Consider the following 20,133-nt stretch of genomic DNA (forward strand, 5'->3'; position numbering starts at 1 on the left):
GGTCAGGCGGCTGGGGGCTCCTGACCACTGTCGACGGGCTTTTTTCTCTTGGAGTCGATCCACTCACGGACGATGCGTTTTTGTTCGGCCCACAGGGCTTTGAAGCTCGCGCGAATCTCGAGCGCGCTCGTTTTCGATGAGTTGCGCACGCCATCGCCTGCTGGCCCCGGATCAAGGAACTCTGCGGCGGCGCGTGCCAGCCGAATGCCGAAGAGCCCGGCCCAGCCCGGCACGAATGCAAAGAACGGAGCCGGATCAAACGGGTGCGTCTCGATGTAGACGTTGCGCAAGGACACCTTGCTTGCGTCGGCAACCGCCTTTCGGTAGCCAGCCACCGCGGCGTCGCCACGAACCTTGTCGCCCATCACATGGAGGTCCAGCGAGATGCTGACCACGTCTTGCTCTTGCCTGCAGCGCGCCTGAAGGCAAGGTGTGACCGCGCCGGTCGGAGAGCAACTGCCGACCATCCCCGGCGACGAGACACCCGCGAAGTTTCTGGTCGTGTAGCGGGTGTCGCCCTTGGCGCAGACCTTGAGGATGTCCCCGGTGTGCTCGTCGAGCTTCTGGCGCCAATACGCGATCCGACTCGCGGCCAGGCAGGGCGTGTCCGTTGCCTTGATGCCAGCCCGCAGATCCAATTGCGCGTCGGCCACGGGCTTCGCACCGGAACAGTTCAACGCGATCAACTGAGCGCTGTCCAGTTGGGACAACCGGTCGTAGCCAGTGAGCAGCGTCGCGTGGTACTTGGTCTCATGTGCTTTCCAGACGAAATCCCCGAAGACCAGGAGGGCCGCCGCGATGCCTGCTGCGGAGGTCGCTGTCCACAAGAAGTCGATCAACGCCGAAGCCCTGCGCCTGGAGTTGCCCTTCATATTCAAGAGGAAATAGAGGGCAATGGCGAATCCTGCAACCAGGAAAAAAATGCAGATCTTCCAGGAGACAAAGTCTTCCATCGACTGCGCAATATCTGGGGTCAATTCCTATCCCTTTCGAGGTTCCATTGGCATAGCGCGGCGACTGCGGGTAGCCGCACACGGGGCGGCAGCATCTCAGATGCCTGAAACAGCCGGCCGACAGGAATCGGACTCTTTCGCCAAAGTCTTAAGGCCTTTGATCCCGTTTCGATTCCAACAGCAAAGGGAGGTGAAATGGGTCGTTCACCGCTGTTCGGGAGTCCGAAACGTCTCTCTTGGCGCGACGAATTCGGCGCGCAGCTTCTTCAAGACGGTGTTGCAACTCCGCGAGCGACCGAAGGCCTCATACCAGAGCCCTTTAAGGTGCTTGAAGTACCGGCCAACAAAAAAGCACTTGGCATTGCTGCTAAGTGCTTGAAATCGCTTGGTGCGCCCGGTTGGGATCGAACCAACAACCCCTGCCTTCGGAGGGCAGTACTCTATCCATTGAGCTACGGGCGCGAAGCCGTGCATTCTAGCAGCGGGGTGCCGGGGCCTTGGGGCGGTGCCGGGGCCTGCCTATAATTCGGCGGTTTTTCGTGTCGCGCACCCAGCCCGGCATGAAGCGAGACCCGACCGACGAAGATCGACAAGAGGAATTCATGAGCGCCAGCCACGATCACGACCACGACGACGCCCATACCGGGCCGATCAAGACCCCCAAGCAGCTCGCCTGGGCCGTGCTGTTCGCCTTCGTGGTGCCGGTCATCGTCATCATCCTGCTGGCCAATTACGTCAGCACCGACACAAAGCCGGCGGCCGGCACGGCGGCTTTCGAGGCCCAGGCAGTCGCTGCGCGCATAGCACCGGTCGGTCATGTCGAGGTGAAGGACGTCAACGACGCCGCCACCATGAAGACGGGCGAGCAGGTCTTCCAGGCCCAGTGCTCGGCCTGTCACGCCACCGGCGCCGCGGGGGCTCCCAAGCTGGGCGACGCCTCCGCCTGGGGCCCGCGCATCAAGAGCGGCTTCGACGCGCTGGTGCATTCGGCGCTCAAGGGCAAGGGCAATATGGGCCCGCAAGGCGGCGGCGATTTCAGCGACTTCGAAGTCTCCCGCGCCGTCGTCTACATGGCCAACCAGGGTGGCGCCAAGTTCGACGAGCCCAAGATGGCCGCGCCGGCTGCCTCGGCCGCTCAGTAACGGCCTTCGGTTGATTCCTGCAAAGGGCTGCTTCGGCAGCCCTTATCGTTTCCGGCCTCAGGGAGTTGGTCGACGCACGAAGCCGAAACGCTGCGGCAGCTCGCTCGACAGGAACTCCTTCGGTTGCCAGCGCCCTTGCTCCACCGCGTCCGCTGCCGGGCCCATGTCGGCCGTGTGCACCAGGCCCAGGCCGAGATCGGTGAGCAGGTAGAGGCGCCCTTCTTCGTCCAGCCAGCTGGATGCCACGGCGGCCTCGATGCCCGTGTGGCTCAACACGCGGCCGTCGGGCTGCAGGCGCCAGATCCAGGGCGTGGCTTCCAGTTCCACATAGACGCGCTGCGGCCCGTTCTGGAAGAACCAGCTGCCAGCCGCGTCGGCCGCGTAGTTGCGCTCGATGAAGGCGCGCAGCTTGTCGTGGTTGATGCGGCTGCCTTTGACCTCGGGGAAAGGGCCGGCGTGCTGGATGCGTTCGTCGCGCATATACCAATCACCGCGGGCGTCCAACGCCAGCCAGCCGTAGCAGTGCGGGACGTTGGGCCACTTCTTGAGGGCCGCTTCGACGATGGGGTCCATGCAAGACCTCCTTCAGCGTTGCTTGCCGAGCCAGTCGCAGACCTGCTCTGGCATGGTCAGCAGATGGCCCGGCAGGCGCCCGGCGGGGAAGCCGACATGGCCGCCATGGCCGGGCTGCCAGAGTGTCACATGGGCGCCCACCTCGGCGGCATGCGGCAGGCTGCTGCCGGGCACGAAGGGGTCGTTGCGCGCGTTCAGCACCAGGGCCGGGATGCGGATGCGGTGCAGATGCGGTTTGGCCGCCGCGCGGGTCCAGTAGTCCTCGGTGTTCCTGAAGCCGTGCAGCGGCGCGGTGAAGAGGTTGTCGAACTCGTAGATGGTCGACGCGCGCTTGAGCCGCTCGCCATCGAACAGGCCTGGATGCTGCTGCAGCTTGCGCAGGGCCTTGGGGATCATGGTGCGCAGGAAGCGGCGCGCATAGACCTGCCTGTTGAAGCCCCGGTCGATGGCCGCGCCGGCGGCGGCGAGGTCGATGGGCGAACAAATGGAGCAGACCGCCTGGGCGACCTGGGCGGCGCTGTGGCCGGCCTCCTCGGCCCAGCGCATCAGTGCATTGCCGCCCAGGGACACGCCCGCGACGAGGAGCTTGCTGCCGTGGCGTTCGCGCAGGCGTTGCAGGATCCAGCCGACCTCCTCGAAGTCGCCCGAGTGGTAGGCGCGCGGGCCGCGGTTCAGTTCACCCGAGCAGCCGCGGAAGTGGGGCAGCGCCATGGCCCAACCACGGGCACGGGCGACGCTGGCGAAGGCGACGCTGGAGTGACTGGTGCGGTCGCCTTCCAGGCCGTGAAAGAGGACGAAAAGTGGGGCGCCCTCCGGCGCATCGGCTAGGAAGTCGACGTCGATGAAATCGCCGTCCGGCGTGTTCCAGCGCTCGCGCGTCCAGTTCGGGGGTGTCCCGTCATGCTGGCGGCTGAAGAGGGCGGGCCAGATGGTCTGGGCATGGCCGCCAGGCAGCCAGCGGGGGGCGCGGTATTGCATGCGCCGGCTAGTGGAGGGTGCCGGCGTCAGCGACGAGCTCCTGGATGTCGCCCGCACTGCCGGGGCTGGCGTGGTGCAGCACCAGGCGCCAGCCCAGCGCCGTCTTCAGATAGACATTGGTCGCGATGACCCAGGAATGCCGGGCCTCGCCATGCAACTGCACGCGTTCCAGCACATGGTGGATGGCGCAGTCGCCGCTGTGCAGGCGGCGCACGCGCTCGGGGTGTGTTTGCACGGCGCCGCGCTGGAACACGGCTTCGAAGGCGGCGCGAATGGCCACCAGGCCGACGATGCGCGGACCGCCGGGGTGGACGCAGGCCACTTCCTCGTCGTCGGCCCACAGGGCCATCAGGTGATCCAGGTCGGCGTGCTGCAGCGCCTCATAGAACTGGGCCTCGGTGTCGTCGGGCGAAGCGAGCAGGGCGGCGGTCTGGGCGGCGGAGCGGGGCATGGCGCGATTGTAGGAAGTCGGACGGCGCTACATTGACCGCGCCCCCACCGCTACCCGATCCATGCCGATGTCTGCGCTGAAAGCCGTTGCGTCCCTGTTCCTTTGCTTGTTGCTAGTGGCCTGCGGTGGCGGTGGCGGCGATGCCACGCCGGCGCCCGGGCCGGTCACGGTGCCGCCCCTGGGAGCCCAATGCCTGAGCGGCTCCGTCGCACGCCTGGCCCTGCCCGCCGCGGCCGGTGTGGGGCGCAACCAGGAACTGGCGGTGCTGGCCTGCCCCGGCTCGCGGCTGGACAAGGTGCAGTGGCGCCAGACCGACGGCGCCGCGTTGGCCCTCGGTTCGGCGCGCTCGCAGGCCCTCAGCGTCACACCGGTTGCGGCGGGCCGCTATGCCTTTGCCTTGGACTTCACCGACGCGAAGGGAGCGGGCTACAGCGGCCAGGCCGAGCTCAACGCCACGGCGCCCGACGCGACGCCGATGGTGATCCGCGGCGAACCGTCCGTGTGGGCGGGCGGCCAGACGTCGTTGCGGGCCTGGGTCGAGGGGCTGGCCGTGGCCGACTACCCGCTGGCGCGCGTGCGCTGGAGCCGCGTCGACGGCCCCGACGTGAACCTGGGCGACGCCGGCCAATGGCGCGTCATCTTCACCGCACCTGCGGTGGCCGAAGACAGCCTGCTGCGCCTGCGCGCCGAGGCCACGCTGGCCGATGGGCGCAGCCTCAGCCAGGAGTTCAGCTTGCTCGTGCAGGCCTCGCCGCCTGCTGCGGCCTCGCCGCTGTTCGGCACTGGCAACCTGTCCTCGCGCGTCTATCCCTATGTGACCGGCGGCGCACACGCGGCCGAACTGCGCGACTGCATCTACACGCCAGCCCTGAGCAATGCCACGCTGTGCACGCTGGGCCGCCTGCCGCTGCTGGGCACCGAGACACGCGGCGAGCTGCCCACCGTGGAGCAGGTGATGGCGCGCGTGCTGGTGTCCAACGACTGGATGGGCCAGCGCTTCGAGGCCTTTTTGCGCGAGCAGGACGTGAACGGCGACTTCCGCCGCCTGCTCAACGCCACCACGGCCATCGTCATCGGCGCCCGGGTGCGGCCGGCCTTCTACTGGAGCGCCACCGGTGCCATCTACCTCGATGCCGACTATCTCTGGCAAACGCCCGCCGAGCGCGACACGGTCAGCGAAGCGCCCGACCCGCGCAGTGACTACGGTAACGACCTCGCCTACGCGATGCTGTGGCGCTATGTGCAGGGCAATCAGTCGGCTGGCGGGCGCAGCCCCGTGCTGGAGCGCAGCTCACGCGACAGCGCCGCGTTGATTCCGGCACTCGGCCGCCTGCTGTACCACGAGCTGACGCACGCCAACGACTTCCTGCCGCCGCGCGTGCACCTGCTGCTCAACAGGGGCCTGCGGGTCTACGAGGCCATCCCCGCCAACACCGCGTCCGAACAGCTGCGCACGCAGCAGCCGTTCTATTCGCAGGAGATGGTCGACCTGGGCCGGGTACAGTTCTTCGGCGTGGCATCGACGGCGGCGCAGCGGGCTTACCAGCCGGCCGACATCGTGCGCTTCTTCAGTGGCGACCGCGTCACGGACGACTACAGCTATTCCTGGCCGAGCGGCCAGAGCGTGCCGCGCGAGGATGCGGCCATGCTGGCCGAGGAGGCGCTGATGCAACTGCGCCACGGCGTGCTGCGCGATGTCGCGGTGACGCCGCAATTCCTGAGCGGTTCGAGCGCCGACCAGGTCGTGACCTGGGGCCAGCGCGGCCGCGTGGGCGACGCCACCATCAAGCCGCGCGTGGCGCTGGTGCTGGCCCAGACCATGCCCTGGCTGCCCGCCGGTTTCACCAACGGGCTGGCTGCGCCGGTTCCGTTGCGCGCCGGGCTGACCTGGGGCCAGAACCTCGACCAGGGCGCGTTGGCGGTTGGTGTGGTGAAGCCGCTGTCGCCCACCGAGCGGGCGCTGGAAGCCGACCTGGACGCCCAGCGCCGCGGCAGCCGCAAGGCCGCCGCGTTGGCGCGTTAGTGGCCGCTGGAAAGGACTTCGCCAGCCTTCAGCTTGTAGGCCGTGCCGCAATACGGGCACTGGCCCTGGCCGCCATGGGTCAGGTCGATGAAGACCTTGGGATGCGCGCTCCACAGCGGCATCTTGGGGTTGGGGCAGAAGACCGTGCCGTTGTCGTTGCAGTCCTTGGCCGTCACTTCGACGGTGGCGGCGGGTGTTTGGGTCGTGCTCATGTTGCTTGCTCTCAGACCGAAGTCAGCCACTCGGCGTACTTGGGGTTGCGGCCGTTGACGATGTCGAAGAAGGCCGACTGGATCTTTTCGGTGATTGGACCCCGTGACCCCGAACCGATCTCGACGCGGTCCAGCTCGCGGATGGGCGTCACTTCAGCGGCAGTGCCAGTGAAAAAAGCCTCGTCGCAGATGTAGACCTCGTCGCGGGTGATGCGCTTCTCGACCAGCTTCAGGCCCAGGTCCTGGCAGATCGCGAAAATGGTGTTGCGGGTGATGCCATTGAGCGCGCCGGCCGACAGGTCGGGCGTGTAGACGACGCCGCCCTTGATGACGAACAGGTTCTCGCCGGCGCCTTCAGACACGAAGCCGGAGGCGTCCAGCAGCAGGGCCTCGTCGTAGCCGTCGTCGGTGGCTTCCATGTTGGCCAGGATGGAGTTGGTGTAGTTGGACACCGTCTTGGCCTGCGTCATCGTGATGTTGACGTGGTGGCGCGTGTAGGAGCTGGTCTTGACGCGGATGCCGCGCTTCATGCCTTCCTCACCGAGGTAGGCGCCCCAGCTCCAGGCGGCCACCATCAGGTGCACCTGGTTGCCCTTGGGGCTGACGCCCAGCTTCTCGGAGCCGATCCAGATCAGTGGGCGGATGTAGGCGCTCTTCAGGCCGTTGGCCTTGACGACGGCGCGCTGGGCCTCGTTGACCTGCTCCATCGAGAAGGGGATCTTCATGCGCAGGATCTTGCCGCTGTTGAACAGGCGCTGGGTGTGCTCCTGCAGGCGGAAGATGGCCGTGCCGTTGACCGTGTCATAGGCGCGCACGCCCTCGAAGGCGCCGCAGCCGTAGTGCAGGGTGTGGGTCAGCACGTGGATCTTGGCGTCGCGCCAGTCGACGAGCTCGCCGTCCATCCAGATCTTGCCGTCGCGGTCGTGCAGGGGGGCGGGAACCATCGTTACTCCAGTGCGTGCGGGTGAAAACCGGCGATTTTACGAAGAGCCGTCCGCGCGGATCAGCCGCCACTCGACGAGCTTGCCTTTCACGAGCTTGACTTCCACCGCATCGCCGCCTGCGTCGCGCCACACAAAAGTCTCTGGCGCCTGCTTCACGCCGAGGCTGCCGGCTAGCCCGATCAGGTCGACCAGCTTCATGCCGGCGTGCAGTTTGCTGTTCAGCATGACCGCATTGGCCACCGAGCCCAGCGGGGCCGCGCCGGCCACCTTCATGACCCGCATCAGCCGCGAGATCTGCAGCAGCAGCCAGAAGACGATGCCCGTCGTCGCGAAGATGACGCCCTGCCAGCCGAGCAGCGCGCCGCCACCAATGAGGGCGGCCAGCGCCAGGCCGACGCCGATCCACGGATTCATGCTTGCGGGTCCCGGCTGCCGTCTTCACGTTGCCAGGCATACGCCCGCTCGACCTTGGCCACGCGCAAGGTGTAGTGCTCGTACCAGTCGCTGCGGCCGGTGTCGCGCGCGATCTTGTGCTCGGCATTGCGGCGCCAGGCGGCGATGTCTTCGGGGCTGCGCCAGTAGGAGACCGTGATGCCCAGGCCATCCTCGCCTCGGCTGCTTTCCACGCCCAGATAGCCCGGCTGCTCGGCCGCCAGCGCCACCATGCGGTCGGCCATGTCGCCATAGCCGCTATCGACGGGCGTGCGCTGGCTGGTGAAGATGACGGCGTAATACGGGGGCGGGGGCAGTGCGCTCATGGCGCACATCCTAGAGCCGCGTGACCTCGACGCTGTCGGCCGAACGCCGCGTCGGCCCGTGATAGACCGCCTCGATGTTGTTGCCGTCGGGGTCCAGCACGAAGGCGGCGTAATAGCCCGGGTGGTAGTGGCGCGGACCGGGTGCACCGCGGTCGCGGCCACCGGCGGCCAGCGTCATCGCGTGGAAGCGCCTGACCTCGTCCTCGCTGCGCGCCTGGAAGGCCAGGTGCACATGCGACACCCGGCTTTCAGCCTCATCGACATAGAACTCGTCGGCATAGAAGCAGCCCTCTGCTTCACCGAAGGCCTCCAGCCGCCCGATGGCCTCGAGCGCCGCGCGGTAGAAGCGCCGGCTGGCCGCCAGGTTGCTCACGCGCAGGTGCACGTGGTCAAGCAGGCGGCCGCAGTGCTCCATGCCGGCCTTACTTGGCGACTTTCAACAGCACGCAGCGCACCCATTGCCCCGATTCGAGCGCGTCCTTGTGGCCGTTCAGGAACTGCTCGGCGGTGGAGTTGCGCGCTGTGAAGCACATGCCGTGCAGGATGCCCATGCGCGGCACCGGCCGCGACCATTTGCGCTCGACGACGCCGTTGAACCAGGACACCTGCTCGTCGTCGCTGTCCACGTCGGCGCGGCCCAGCAGCAGCACGACCTCGTATTTGTCCTCGGTCAGCGGCTCGGCAGCGCTGGTCAAGACCTGCAGGCCGCCGTCGCTCATGTTCAGCACCAGGCCGGCCGGCCCCTGGCTGAACTGCACCGGCTTGAAGACCCAACCGGGCAGGGAGTCGGCATCGTGCTGGGCGGCCAGGAAATCGGTGCGTGCGTGCTGCCTGAGATTGGCGTGATCTGACATGAAGGGGGTCCTCCGGTGCGAGGCCCCGATCCTAAGCAGACTTTGGCGTGGCGTGCACCATGGAAACCTGCTGTCGCAAATGCTCAGACCAGGCCGCGCAGGACTTCGATGGCCTGCTCGACGCGCTCGACAGCGTGGATGGTCAACCCCTCAATGGCCTTTTTCGGCGCATTCGCCTTGGGCACGACGGCCACGCTGAAGCCCAGCTTGGCGGCCTCCTTCAGCCGTTCCTGGCCGCGCGGCGCGGGGCGCACTTCGCCGGCCAGGCCGATCTCGCCGAAAGCGATGAAGCCCTTGGGCAGGGGCTTGCCGCGCAGGCTGCTCTGGATCGCCAGCAGCACCGCCAGGTCGGCCGCCGGCTCGCTGATGCGCACGCCGCCCACCGCATTGACGAACACGTCCTGGTCGCCCGTGGCCACGCCCGCATGGCGGTGCAGCACGGCCAGCAGCATGGCCAGGCGGTCGCGGTCCAGGCCGACGGACAGCCGCCGCGGGCTGACGCCGCCGCTGTCCACCAGCGCCTGCAGCTCCACCAGCAGCGGGCGCGTGCCTTCCAGCGTGACGAGCACGCAGCTGCCGGGCACGGGCTCGGCATGGGTGGACAGGAAGATGGCGCTCGGGTTGGTCACGCCCTTGAGCCCCTTCTCCGTCATCGCGAACACGCCGATCTCGTTGACCGCGCCGAAGCGGTTCTTGATGGCGCGCACGAGGCGGAAGCTGCTGTGGGTGTCGCCCTCGAAATACAGCACCGTGTCGACGATGTGCTCCAGCACGCGCGGGCCGGCCAGCGCACCTTCCTTTGTGACGTGGCCGACCAGCACGATGGCGCAGCCGCGCGCCTTGGCCGTGCGCGTCAGTTGCGCCGCGCATTCACGCACCTGGGCGACGGAGCCGGGCGCGGAAGAGAGCTGCTCGGAGTACAGCGTCTGGATGGAGTCGATGACGCAGAAGTCCGGCTCCTCGACGTCGATGGTGGCCAGGATGCGCTCCAGGCTGATCTCGGCCAGCACGCGCACCTTGGTGCCCGACAGGCCCAGCCGCCGCGAGCGCATCGCGACCTGGGCACCACTTTCCTCGCCGGTGACATAGAGCACCTTGACGGTTTGAGACAGGGACTCGACGGCCTGCAGCAACAGCGTCGACTTGCCGATGCCCGGGTCGCCGCCGATCAGCACCACGCCACCGGCGACGATGCCGCCGCCCAGCACGCGGTCCAGCTCCTCCTGGCCCGTGGGCGTGCGCTCGAAGTCGCTGGCCTCGATCTCGGAGAGCGTGGCCACCGGCTGGCTCTTGGCCAGCGACTGGTAGCGGTTCTTGACGCCGCCAGTCGGCTCGGCGACGCCCTCGGTCAGCGTGTTCCAGGCGCCGCAGTGCGGGCATTTGCCCAGCCATTTGGCGTTGGTGCCGCCACATTCGGTGCAGGTGTAGATGCTCTTGCTTGTCGCCATCAGCGCATTGTCGCGGCCGGGCGCACCCAGGCTGTCAGCAGCAGCGCCGCGGCCAGCGCGCAGCCGGCCGAGAAGCCGAAGGCGACGGTGGCCGACAGGCCCTCCCACAGCCAGCCGAACAGCAGCGAGGCCGGCAGCAGCATGGCCCCCATGACCAGGTTGAGCCAGCCAAAGGCAGTGCCGCGCTGTTCGGCCGGCGCCAGGTCGGCCAGCAACGCGCGTTCGACGCCTTCCGTCGCGGCCATGAAGATGCCGTAGAGGCCAAACAGCAGGTACAGCCGCCAGCCCGGCGCGGCCCACGCCGCCATGCCGATGTAGAAGGTGGCATAGGCGACATAGCCGACCACCAGCAGGCGCACGCGGCCGACGCGGTCGGACAGGCCGCCCAGGGGCACCGAGAACAGCGCCGCCACGCCCGACACCGCGGCCCACAGCAGCGGCACCTGGGCCTCGGCCACGCCAAGCTCCTTGGCGCGCAGCAGCAGGAACATATTGCTGGAGTTTCCCAGCGTGAACAGCGCAACGACGACGAGGTAGCGCCGCAGCGGCTTGGGCAGGCCAGCCAGCGTCCAACTGAAGCGCGGTGGCGCGGTGGCCGGTGGCGGGGCTTCCCGCACCGCCAGCGTCAGCCCCAGGCAGAGCAGGCCGGGAATGAGGGCCCACAGGAAAACCTGGCCCAGCGGCACGCCGGCACTCAGCAGCGCCCAAGCCAGCAGCGGCCCGATGACGGCACCGGCGTTATCCATGGCGCGGTGCAGGCCGAAGGCCAGGCCGCGCTGGCCGGGCCCGATGTTGGCAGCCAGCAGCGCGTCACGCGGCGCGGCACGCACGGCCTTGGCGACGCGGTCGGTCAGGCGCAGGGCCAGCAGCAGCGGCCAGCCGGCGACAAAGGCGATCAGCGGCCGCGCGATGCCGGCCAGGCCGTAGCCGGCGATGACCCAGGGTTTGCTGCGCCCGCTGCGGTCCACCATGACGCCGGTCCAGAGCTTGAGCAGGCTGGCCAGCGCTTCGGCCACGCCCTCGATGAGGCCCAGCACTCGCGGGCCGGCCATCAGCACGCCGCTCAAGTACAAGGGCACGAGGGGGTAGACCAGCTCGCTGGCGCTGTCGTTGACCAGGCTGATCAGGCCGAGCAGCCAGACGCTGCGCGGCAGTGAGAAAAGGGCCTTCAACATCGGGTCAATGTAGCTGCGTGGGACACTCCCGGTCTTGCAGTTTTCTCGACGGAGCCGGTCATGGAGTTCTCAGTCTGGTTGGCGTTTTTCGCGGCGTCCTGGGCGATCAGCCTGTCGCCGGGCGCGGGCGCCGTCGCGGCGATGAGCGCGGGCCTGAGCCACGGCTTCAGGCGCGGCTATTTCATGACCTTCGGCCTCATCCTGGGCATCCTGACCCAGGTCGTCCTCGTCGGTGCCGGCCTGGGCGCGCTGATCGCGGCCTCGTCGCTGGGCTTTGCCCTCGTCAAGTGGGCGGGCGTGGGCTACCTCGTCTGGCTGGGTGTGCAGCAATGGCGTGCACCGGCCAAGCCCATGGTGGCCGCCGATGACGGCGCCGTGGTGGCCACGCGCCGCCAACTGGTGCTGCGCGGCTGGGGCATCAATGCCGTCAACCCCAAGGGCACGGTCTTCCTGCTGGCCGTCGTGCCGCAGTTCCTGGACCTGCATGCCGCATTGGCGCCCCAATACCTCGTCATCGGCTGTACCCTGGCCTTCACTGATCTCGTCGTCATGGCCGGCTACACGGCGCTGGCCGCACGCGTGCTGGCAGCGCTGAAGAGCGAGAGCCACATCAAGACGCTGAACCGCGTCTTCGGCTCGCTGTTCGTCGCGGCCGGTGCGCTGCTGGCGACCTTCAAGCGCGCGGCTTGATGGCGGCGGGAGACAAGCCCGGCCGCCTGCCCACCTGGTTCCTCTTCCTGGCCCCGGTCGCGATCTGGGCCAGCACCTGGCACGTCATCCTCTACCAGCTCGCGTCGACGGTGCCGGCGCTGACGTCGGTCGGCTGGCGCTTCGCGCTGTCGGCATTGATGCTGGCGGGCCTGGCGCGCTGGCAGGGCACGTCGCTGACGCTGCCGCCCTATGCCCACGGCTACATGCTGGCCACCGGCGTCGTCCAGTACGCCGGCAACTATTGGGCGGTCTACGAAGCCGAGCGCCTGGTGCCCAGCGGCCTGGTCGCCGTGCTGTTCTGCCTGATGGTGTTCATGAACGCGCTGGTGGCCTGGCTGCTGTGGCGCCAGCCGGTCAGCCGGCGCTTCCTCATCGCGTCCAGCGGCGCAGTGCTGGGCGTGGCGCTGATCTTCTGGCCGGAGATCGCCTCCACCGGCGCGCGGCCGAATGCGGCGCTGGGGCTGGGGCTGAGCTTCTTCGCCGTGGTGGTCGCTGTCATCGGCGGCTTCTTCACGCTGGTGCTGACGCGCCGCGGCCTGCCGCTGGTGCCGGTGCTGGCCTGGAGCATGGGCTATGGCGCGGCCTTCCTGCTGCTGATGTCGGTGATGCTCGGCCACGGCCTGCCGTTTGACGGCGCCTGGACCTATGTCGGCAGCCTGGTCTACCTGGCCGCCCTCGGCTCGGTCGTCGCCTTCACGCTGTACTACAAGCTCGCCGAGCGCCGCGGCCCGGCGCAGGCGGCGCTGGTGGGCGTGCTGGTACCCGTCATCGCGCTGATGGTGTCGGCCGCGCTGGAGGGCTGGCAGGCGACGCCGCTGTCGGTGGGCGGCATGGTGTTGTGCCTGGCCAGCCTCTACGGCGCGACGCGGCCGGCCTGATTCAGGGCTTGTGGCGGCAGCTGCGCCTGCGCGCCGTCGATCAGCAGGCGCAGCGCGCGGTCGAACAGGCGGTCGGGCTCGTCGCCCAGCGTCTGCGCCCAGCCGGCGGCCAGCAGCGGGTATCGCGCCGCGTCAGGGCCGTCCAGCATCGACGACGGCGGCGCATCGGGCGATTGCGCGGACTGTTCCTCCAACACCCAGCCGACGACGAAGCGCCCGACCGACATCATCAGCCGGGTGGCCTGGCCGGGCTCAAAGCCGGCGGCGCACAACAGGCGCAGGCGGGCCTCGATGGAGTCGAAGTGCAGGGGGCTCGGCCGTGTGCCGGCATGCAGGCGCGCGCCGTCGCGGTAGGCCAACAGCGCGCGGCGAAAGCTGTGGCCGTTCGCTATCAGCCAGTCCTGCCAATACTGACCCGGAGTCGGCTCGGCCTGGGCGTGGTTCTCCAGCACGACGGCTTCGGACATCGCGTCCAGCAGCGCTGCCTTGCTCTTGAAATGCCAGTACAGCGTCGGCGACTGCACGCCCAGGCGCTCGGCCAGCTTGCGGGTGCTCAGCGCGTCGATGCCGACCTCGTTCAGCAGGTCGAGGGCGGCACGCAGCACATCGTCGCGGTTGAGTCGACTGGAACGTTCGGTGGCATTCATCTCTAGCAATGATAGAGATGCTGCGGCAGAATGTTCCCTATCAACGATAGAGAGACCGACGTGAATCGAGCCTTGACCGTCATCCTGATGACGCTGCTGCTGGACGCCGTGGGCATGAGCCTGGTGTTTCCCATCCTGCCCGGCCTGCTGCGCGAACTGGCCGGCGCTGACGCCACCACCCACCACTACGGCGCGCTGCTGGCCGTCTACGCGGCGATGCAGTTCCTGTTCTCGCCGGTGCTGGGCGCGCTCAGCGACCGCTTCGGCCGCCGGCCCGTGCTGCTGGCCTCGCTGGCGGGTGCTGCAGCCGACTATGTGCTGATGGCGCTGGCGCCCAATCTCGCCTGGCTCTACATCGGGCGGGTGCTGTCCGGCATCACCGGCGCGAGCATGGCCGTGGGCACGGCCTACATCACCGACGTCACGCCCGAGGCCGACCGCGCCAAGCGCTTCGGCCAGATGGGCGCGGCCATGGGCCTGGGCTTTGTCGTGGGGCCGCTGATCGGCGGAGCTTTGGGCGAGTGGTCGCTGCGCGCGCCCTTTGTCGCCGCGGCTGTCATGAATGCCTTGAATCTGGGTGTGGCTTGGTTTGCGCTGCCGGAGTCCAACCAGAACCGCACGTCCAGGCTGGAAGTGTCCAAGTTCAACGCCTTCTCGGCCTTGCACCGGCTGGAAGGCAAGCGGCCCCTGCTGCCGCTGGTGGGCGTGTTCGCTGTCATCGCGCTGGTGTCGCAGGTGCCGGCGGCGCTGTGGATCCTGTACGGCCAGGACCGCTATGGCTGGACGGCCTGGGTGGCCGGCCTGTCGCTGGCTTGCTATGGCGGCCTCCATGCCGTCTCGCAGGCATTCATCACCGGGCCGATGGTGGCCAAGCTCGGCGAGAAGCGCGCGCTGTTGGCCGGCGTGGCGGCCGACGCCCTGGGCTTTGTCGGCATGGGCGTGGCGGTGGCGGGCTGGATGCCGTTCGCGCTGCTGCCGCTGTTCGCCGTCGGCGGGCTGGCACTGCCGGCCCTGCAGGCCATGCTGGCGCGGCAGGTGGACGAGCAGCACCAGGGCGAGTTGCAGGGCACGCTGGCCAGCCTGACCAGCCTGATCGGCATCGGCGGGCCGCTGGTTGTCACGGCCGGCTTTGCGGCGACGCAGGCCTCCTGGCCAGGCAGCGTCTGGATCGTCGCGGCGGCGCTGTATCTGCTGGCGCTGCCGCTGCTGTTCAGCCGCCGCGCTCGCTCGGCGTAACAACCAGCCGTTCCCCACCCTTCGGCAAGGGCGTTACGCTGGCGCGCTCTTCAGCGGGAGAACAGATGGCCTGGCAATTCGCTCTGACGCGCCTGTGCGGCGCTTTTGCCCTCGCGGGCGCCGTGCTGCTGGCCCATGCCGCCGACCCGGGCGCGCCGCCCACGCCGGTTAAGCCGGTCACCGACCGCTACGGCGACGTCAGCGTCAACGACCCCTACCGCTGGCTGGAGAAAGCCGGCGACCCCAGGGTGAAGCAGTGGAGCGCCGCGCAAGACAAGCGCACGCGCGCCTATTTCGGCAAACTGCCGGCGCGCCAACCCATGTTCGACTGGCTGATGAAGCAGGCCTCGGCCAGCTCCAGCGCCTACTACAACCTGCGCGCCACGCCGGGCCGGCTGTTCGCGCTGTACAACCAGCCGCCCAGGCAGCAGCCCATGCTGGCCGTTCTGGGCCAGGACGCCGACCCCGCCAAGGCCCGCATCGTGCTGGACCCGAACACGCTCAACCCCAAGGGCACGACGGCCATCGACTGGTATGTGCCTTCGCCCACCGGCAAGCTGGTGGCGGTGTCGATGTCGGAGAACGGCAGCGAGGACGGCTCGTTGCACATCGTCGACGTGGCCACGGGCAAGGAGGTCGACAAGGTCATTCCCAACGTCCAGTACCCCACCGGCGGCGGCAGCTTGGCCTGGCGCGAGGATGGTTCCGGCTTCTGGTACACGCGCTACCCGGCCGCCAGCGAGCCGGCCGAGCGCCAGCACTTCTATCAGCAGATCTACTACCACCGCGTCGGCGACGATCCGGCCAAGGACGTCTATGTGCTGGGCAAGGACTTCCCGCGCGTCGCCGAAATCGCACTGGACGCCCGGCCCGGTGCGCCCGGCGTCATCGCTTCGGTCGCCAATGGCGATGGCGGCGAGTTCGCCCATTACCTGATCGCCGGGGACGGCGGCATCCGGCAGGTCACACGCTTCGAGGACAAGGTCGTCGCCGCAGCCCTGGGACCCGACGGGCTCTATCTCATCTCCCGCCAGGGCGCGCCGCGCGGCAAGCTGCTCAAGCTGGCGCTGGACGATCTGACGCTAGCCAAGGCGCAGACCATCGTGCCCGAGTCCGATGCGGCGCTGGAGCCCGGCGGCGAGTTCGGCGCGGGCAATATCACCCTCACCAAGGACGCCATCTACCTGCGTGAGATCGTCGGCGGGCCGTCGCGCGTGGCCATCTACGGCCTGGACGGCAAGCCTCGCGGGCAGCTGCAGCTGCCTGAGGTGGCGACCGTGGACGAGATGACCGTGATGGACGACGGCAGCCTGCTCGTCGCGGTGAAGACCTATCTCGAGCCGCCGCAGTTCCTGCGCGTTGACGCGGACAGCGGCAGGACCAAGGCCACGGCGCTGCGCCAGACCAGCCCGGTGTCCTTCGGCGACGTGGAGGTCGTGCGCGAGTTCGCGACCAGCAAGGACGGCACGCGCGTCCCGCTCAACATCGTGCGCAGGAAGGGCCTCAAGCTCGACGGCAGCGCACCGTTGCTGCTCAACGGCTATGGTGGCTACAACGTCAGCCTGGTGCCGCGCTTCCTGGGTGCGGCGACCAGGCTGTGGCTGGACGCCGGCGGCGTCTACGTCATCGCCAACCTGCGCGGCGGCGGTGAGTTCGGCGAGACCTGGCATACCCAGGGCGCTTTGACGAACAAGCAGAACGTTTTTGACGACTTCGCCGCCTCGGCCCAATACCTGGTCGACAAGGGCTACACGTCCAAGGAACGCATGGCGGCCATAGGCGGCAGCAACGGCGGCCTGCTGATGGGTGCGGTGTTCACCCAGCATCCGGAGCTGTTCCGCGCCGTCGTCTCGACGGTGGGCATTTACGACATGCTGCGCGTGGAACTGGACCCGAACGGCGCCTTCAATGTCACCGAATTCGGCACGGTGAAGAACCTGGAGCAGTTCCAGGCGCTGTACGCCTACTCGCCCTATCACCACGTGCAGGACGGTGCGAAGTACCCGGCCATCTTCATGGCCACCGGCGAGACAGACGGGCGCGTCAACCCGATGCATTCGCGCAAGATGGTGGCGCGCCTGCAGGCGGCAACCGGCTCCGGCCGGCCGGTGCTGCTGAGCATCAACGCCCACGCCGGCCATGGCATGGGCAGCTCGCTGTCCATCCGCGTGAACCAGATGGCGGACATCTACGCCTTCCTGTTCGACCAGCTGGGTATAACGTCCCCGCTTCAGTAATCCTTGCTGCGCCGCCCGGCCTTGATGTCGCTGCGCTTGGACTTGCCCTCCAGCCGGCGCTGCTGCGAACCATAGGTCGGCTTGGTCGCGCGGCGCGCCTTGGGCACATGTGCGGCGGCCTGCACCAGCTCGATCAGGCGCGCGACCGCATCTGCGCGGTTGCGCTCCAGGCTGCGCGAGTCCTGAGCCTTGATGACGACCACGCCGTCCGACGTGATGCGCTGGTCCGCCCAGTTCAGCAGCCGGGCCTTGACGGCCTCGGGCAGGCTGGAGGCGCGGATGTCGAAGCGCAGATGGACGGCGTTGGAGACCTTGTTGACGTTCTGGCCGCCCGGGCCGCTGGCGCGGATCGCGTCGAAGTCGAGTTCATCCGGTCGCGGGGACCAGTGCAATTCAGGCATGGCGAACGGGCACCCGCGGCGCGATGGCGCACATCAACTCGTAGCCGATGGTGCCGGCCGACTGCGCCACTTCGTCTATGGGCAGGCGTGACCCCTGCGGGCCTTCGCCCCACAGCGTGACCTCGCTGCCAAAGCCGCTGGCGGGCAGGTCGGACAGGTCGACCGCCAGCATGTCCATCGACACCCGGCCCAGCGTGCGCGTGCGCTTGCCGTCCACCAGCACGGGCGTGCCCGTGGGCGCGTGGCGCGGGTAGCCGTCGGCATAGCCGCAGGCGACGATACCGGCCCGCGTGATCTGCTCGGCCGTGAAGGCGCTGCCGTAGCCAATGGTGTCGCCCGGCTGCAGCTGCTGCACGCCGATAAGCCTGGAGCGCAGCGTCATTGCCGGCCGCAGGTCCCAATGGGCGGCGTCATGCTCGGGGAAATCGGGCACGCCGCCATAGCTCATGATGCCGGCACGCACCCAGTCCTGGGCGGTGCGCGCCGGGTGGCGCAGCGTGGCTGCGCTGTTGGCGATGGAGCGCTCGCCGGCCAGCCCCTCGGTCACGGCCTCGAAGGCGGTGAGCTGGTGGGCGATGCCATCGACACCTTGCCGCAAGCTGTCGGCGTCGGAGAAATGCGTCATCAGCCCGATCTCATCGACCTGGGGCAGGGCGTCCAGGCGTGCATAGGCGGCGCGAAAGGCGGCCGGCGTGAAGCCCAGCCGGTTCATGCCCGAGTTCAATTTGAGGAAGACGCGGTGCGGCTCGTGCGTCTTGTGCATGGCCAGCCAGTCGATCTGCTGCTCGCAGTGCACGGTATGCCAGAGCTTCAGGCGCGAGCACAGTTCCAGATCGCGCGGCTCGAACACGCCTTCCAGCAACAGGATGGGGCCGCGCCAGTCCAGCGCGCGCAAACGTTCGGCTTCGGCCAGGTCCAGCAGCGCGAAACCGTCGGCGGCGCGCAGGCCCTCAAAGGCGCGTTCGATGCCGTGACCATAGGCATTGGCCTTGACGACGGCCCAGACTCGGGCATTGGGGGCTTGAGCGCGCGCGCGACCCAGGTTGTGAGCGAGCGCTTCGGTATGAATCAGGGCTTCAATCGGGCGAGGCATGGCCGGATTTTGCGCCCGGGTTTGGGGCGCCGCTGCCGAACTAGGGGCGTGCTATAAACCCGCGCCGCTCCCGTTTTACCGGCCTACAAGCAGAAGACAGTTCAGGATTGCGCTCCGACCGATGAAACGCGGCTTTTACACCATCATGTCGGCGCAGTTTTTCAGCTCGCTGGCTGATAACGCACTGTTTGTCGCTGCCGTCGAGCTGCTGAGATCCTCCGGCGCCGCCGAGTGGCAGCGCGCCGCGCTGGTGCCGATGTTCGCCCTGTTCTACGTCGTGCTGGCGCCCTTCGTCGGCGCCTTTGCCGACGCCGTGCCCAAGGGCAAGGTGATGTTCTTCTCGAACAGCATCAAGGTGGTGGGCTGCCTGATGATGCTGTTCGGCGCCCACCCGCTGGCGGCCTATGCCATCGTCGGCCTGGGCGCGGCGGCCTATTCGCCGGCCAAGTACGGCATCCTGACCGAGCTGCTGCCACCGTCCCAGCTCGTCAAGGCCAATGGCTGGATCGAGGGCCTGACCATCACGTCCATCATCCTGGGCGTGCTGCTCGGTGGTCAGTTGATTGGTGACCGCGTCTCGCATCTGCTGCTGCTGATCGACATGCCGATGATGGACACCGGCATCGACTCCCCACCCGAGGCGGCGATCGCCAGCCTGGTGGGCCTGTATGTGCTGGCGGCCCTGTTCAATCTGCGCATCCCGCGCACGTCAGCGCCGTTGCAGCCCTATGCGCACAGCTTCCTGGGCCTGGTGCGCGACTTCTCGTCCTGCAACAGCAGGCTCTGGCAGGACAAGCTCGGGCAGATCTCGCTGGCGACGACGACGCTGTTCTGGGGTGTCAGCGGCAATCTGCGCTACATCGTGCTGGCCTGGGCCGCCGCGGCCCTGGGCTATGGCACAACGCAGGCGTCCTCGCTGGTGGGCGTCGTCGCCATAGGCACGGCCGTTGGTGCCGTCGTCGCGTCGCTGTATTGCCGGCTGGACCGCGCCACCTCCGTCATCCCGCTGGGCATCGCGATGGGGCTGCTGGTCATCTTCATGAACCTCATCCACAACGTGTGGGTGGCGGCGCCCTTCTTGATCCTGCTGGGCGGCATCGGCGGTTATCTCGTCGTGCCGATGAACGCGCTGCTGCAGCACCGCGGCCACAACCTGATGGGGGCCGGGCGCAGCATCGCGGTGCAGAACTTCAACGAACAGGCCTGCATCCTGGGCCTGGGCGCCTTCTACACGGCCATGACCCGCTTCGGCCTGTCGGCCTTCGGCGCGATCACCATCTTCGGCGTCGTCGTGGCCGGTGCCATGTGGTGGATCAGGCGCTGGCACCAGCGCAACCTGGTCGTGCACAAGGAAGAGGTCGAGCATCTGCTCGACCTGGCCCGCACCGATCACCTGCCGCAGGACCGGTAATCCGGCCC

General features: G+C 68.1%; 22 protein-coding genes and 1 tRNA gene. 7 read left to right on the forward strand and 16 right to left on the reverse strand.

Annotated elements, in window-relative coordinates:
- Positions 1–2: 2 nt before the first annotated feature.
- Together ASC95_RS12345 and ASC95_RS12350 are read right to left on the reverse strand one after the other, a co-directional pair.
- Positions 3–953 (reverse strand): hypothetical protein, encoded by a 951-nt coding sequence (locus tag ASC95_RS12345; protein WP_057297988.1) that lies wholly within the window; start codon positions 951–953, stop codon positions 3–5.
- Positions 954–1,339: 386 nt separating this feature from the next.
- A tRNA-Arg gene (locus tag ASC95_RS12350) sits at positions 1,340–1,415 on the reverse strand.
- A 140-nt stretch (positions 1,416–1,555) separates the two neighbouring features.
- On the opposite strand from ASC95_RS12350, the gene ASC95_RS12355 reads away from it, so the two are divergent.
- A complete protein-coding gene (locus ASC95_RS12355) occupies positions 1,556–2,095 on the forward strand; it encodes a cytochrome c5 family protein (RefSeq protein ID WP_057298357.1) in 540 nt (179 codons plus the stop codon).
- A gap of 57 nt (positions 2,096–2,152) precedes the next feature.
- On the opposite strand, the gene ASC95_RS12360 is transcribed toward ASC95_RS12355, so the two are convergent.
- Genes ASC95_RS12360 through ASC95_RS12370 form a run of 3 tightly spaced genes read right to left on the reverse strand, consistent with a single transcriptional unit; the run spans position 2,153 to position 4,097 of the window.
- The gene (locus ASC95_RS12360) at positions 2,153–2,668 is read right to left on the reverse strand and encodes a DUF2946 family protein (RefSeq protein WP_057297989.1); all 516 of its coding nucleotides are present in this window, start codon (positions 2,666–2,668) and stop codon (positions 2,153–2,155) included.
- 12 nt (positions 2,669–2,680) lie between these two features.
- Positions 2,681–3,646: a YheT family hydrolase gene (locus ASC95_RS12365; protein WP_057297990.1), complete on the reverse strand. Its 966-nt coding sequence runs from the start codon at positions 3,644–3,646 to the stop codon at positions 2,681–2,683.
- A gap of 7 nt (positions 3,647–3,653) precedes the next feature.
- On the reverse strand, positions 3,654–4,097 hold the full coding sequence (locus ASC95_RS12370) for a nuclear transport factor 2 family protein (protein WP_057297991.1): 444 nt from the start codon (positions 4,095–4,097) through the stop codon (positions 3,654–3,656).
- Positions 4,098–4,164: 67 nt separating this feature from the next.
- On the opposite strand from ASC95_RS12370, the gene ASC95_RS12375 reads away from it, so the two are divergent.
- Entirely contained in the window at positions 4,165–6,120 is a 1,956-nt protein-coding gene (locus ASC95_RS12375; protein WP_157256231.1) for a hypothetical protein, read from the forward strand.
- Here the strand turns inward: ASC95_RS12375 and ASC95_RS12380 are convergent.
- The 8 genes from ASC95_RS12380 to ASC95_RS12415 all read right to left on the reverse strand — a co-directional run bounded on the left by ASC95_RS12380 (position 6,117) and on the right by ASC95_RS12415 (position 11,511).
- Complete coding sequence (locus tag ASC95_RS12380) at positions 6,117–6,332, reverse strand: zinc-finger domain-containing protein (protein ID WP_057297993.1); 216 nt, start codon at positions 6,330–6,332, stop codon at positions 6,117–6,119. The genes ASC95_RS12375 and ASC95_RS12380 overlap by 4 nt on opposite strands.
- An 11-nt stretch (positions 6,333–6,343) precedes the next feature.
- Entirely contained in the window at positions 6,344–7,276 is a 933-nt protein-coding gene (locus ASC95_RS12385) for a branched-chain amino acid transaminase (RefSeq protein WP_057297994.1), read from the reverse strand.
- Between the two features lie 36 nt (positions 7,277–7,312).
- Complete coding sequence (locus ASC95_RS12390; protein WP_057297995.1) at positions 7,313–7,690, reverse strand: hypothetical protein; 378 nt, start codon at positions 7,688–7,690, stop codon at positions 7,313–7,315.
- Positions 7,687–8,034: an antibiotic biosynthesis monooxygenase gene (locus tag ASC95_RS12395; protein WP_082567729.1), complete on the reverse strand. Its 348-nt coding sequence runs from the start codon at positions 8,032–8,034 to the stop codon at positions 7,687–7,689. The genes ASC95_RS12390 and ASC95_RS12395 overlap by 4 nt, the downstream gene beginning before the upstream one ends.
- A 10-nt stretch (positions 8,035–8,044) precedes the next feature.
- A complete protein-coding gene (locus ASC95_RS12400) occupies positions 8,045–8,449 on the reverse strand; it encodes a VOC family protein (protein ID WP_057297997.1) in 405 nt (134 codons plus the stop codon).
- 7 nt (positions 8,450–8,456) lie between these two features.
- Complete coding sequence (locus ASC95_RS12405) at positions 8,457–8,888, reverse strand: hypothetical protein (RefSeq protein ID WP_057297998.1); 432 nt, start codon at positions 8,886–8,888, stop codon at positions 8,457–8,459.
- 83 nt (positions 8,889–8,971) lie between these two features.
- Positions 8,972–10,336, reverse strand: a complete 1,365-nt coding sequence (gene radA / locus ASC95_RS12410; protein ID WP_057297999.1) for a DNA repair protein RadA — start codon at positions 10,334–10,336, stop codon at positions 8,972–8,974.
- Entirely contained in the window at positions 10,336–11,511 is a 1,176-nt protein-coding gene (locus ASC95_RS12415) for an MFS transporter (protein ID WP_057298000.1), read from the reverse strand. Before ASC95_RS12415 ends, radA begins: the two co-directional genes overlap by 1 nt.
- Positions 11,512–11,571: 60 nt before the next feature.
- Here ASC95_RS12415 and ASC95_RS12420 point away from each other — a divergent pair, with 60 nt between their 5' ends.
- Together ASC95_RS12420 and ASC95_RS12425 are read left to right on the forward strand one after the other, a co-directional pair.
- Positions 11,572–12,201, forward strand: coding sequence for a LysE family transporter (locus ASC95_RS12420; protein WP_057298001.1), 630 nt, complete (start codon positions 11,572–11,574; stop codon positions 12,199–12,201).
- Positions 12,201–13,100, forward strand: coding sequence for a DMT family transporter (locus ASC95_RS12425; RefSeq protein WP_057298002.1), 900 nt, complete (start codon positions 12,201–12,203; stop codon positions 13,098–13,100). Before ASC95_RS12420 ends, ASC95_RS12425 begins: the two co-directional genes overlap by 1 nt.
- Here the strand turns inward: ASC95_RS12425 and tetR are convergent.
- The gene (gene tetR, locus ASC95_RS12430; protein ID WP_057298003.1) at positions 13,076–13,747 is read right to left on the reverse strand and encodes a tetracycline resistance transcriptional repressor TetR; all 672 of its coding nucleotides are present in this window, start codon (positions 13,745–13,747) and stop codon (positions 13,076–13,078) included. The genes ASC95_RS12425 and tetR overlap by 25 nt on opposite strands.
- Before the next feature lie 30 nt (positions 13,748–13,777).
- Between tetR and tet the strand changes: the two genes are divergently transcribed.
- Entirely contained in the window at positions 13,778–14,983 is a 1,206-nt protein-coding gene (gene tet / locus ASC95_RS12435) for a Tet(A)/Tet(B)/Tet(C) family tetracycline efflux MFS transporter (protein WP_057298004.1), read from the forward strand.
- A 65-nt stretch (positions 14,984–15,048) separates the two neighbouring features.
- The gene (locus ASC95_RS12440; RefSeq protein WP_082567730.1) at positions 15,049–17,220 is read left to right on the forward strand and encodes a prolyl oligopeptidase family protein; all 2,172 of its coding nucleotides are present in this window, start codon (positions 15,049–15,051) and stop codon (positions 17,218–17,220) included.
- Here the strand turns inward: ASC95_RS12440 and arfB are convergent.
- Together arfB and alr are read right to left on the reverse strand one after the other, a co-directional pair.
- Entirely contained in the window at positions 17,214–17,621 is a 408-nt protein-coding gene (arfB, locus tag ASC95_RS12445) for an alternative ribosome rescue aminoacyl-tRNA hydrolase ArfB (protein ID WP_057298005.1), read from the reverse strand. The two genes, ASC95_RS12440 and arfB, sit on opposite strands and share 7 nt — an antisense overlap.
- Positions 17,614–18,714, reverse strand: a complete 1,101-nt coding sequence (alr, locus tag ASC95_RS12450; RefSeq protein ID WP_057298006.1) for an alanine racemase — start codon at positions 18,712–18,714, stop codon at positions 17,614–17,616. The genes arfB and alr overlap by 8 nt, the downstream gene beginning before the upstream one ends.
- A 121-nt stretch (positions 18,715–18,835) precedes the next feature.
- Between alr and lplT the strand changes: the two genes are divergently transcribed.
- On the forward strand, positions 18,836–20,125 hold the full coding sequence (lplT, locus tag ASC95_RS12455) for a lysophospholipid transporter LplT (RefSeq protein WP_057298007.1): 1,290 nt from the start codon (positions 18,836–18,838) through the stop codon (positions 20,123–20,125).
- Positions 20,126–20,133 lie beyond the last annotated feature (8 nt).

The organism is Pelomonas sp. Root1217, assembly GCF_001425705.1.
Taxonomy (GTDB): Bacteria; Pseudomonadota; Gammaproteobacteria; order Burkholderiales; family Burkholderiaceae_C; genus Pelomonas.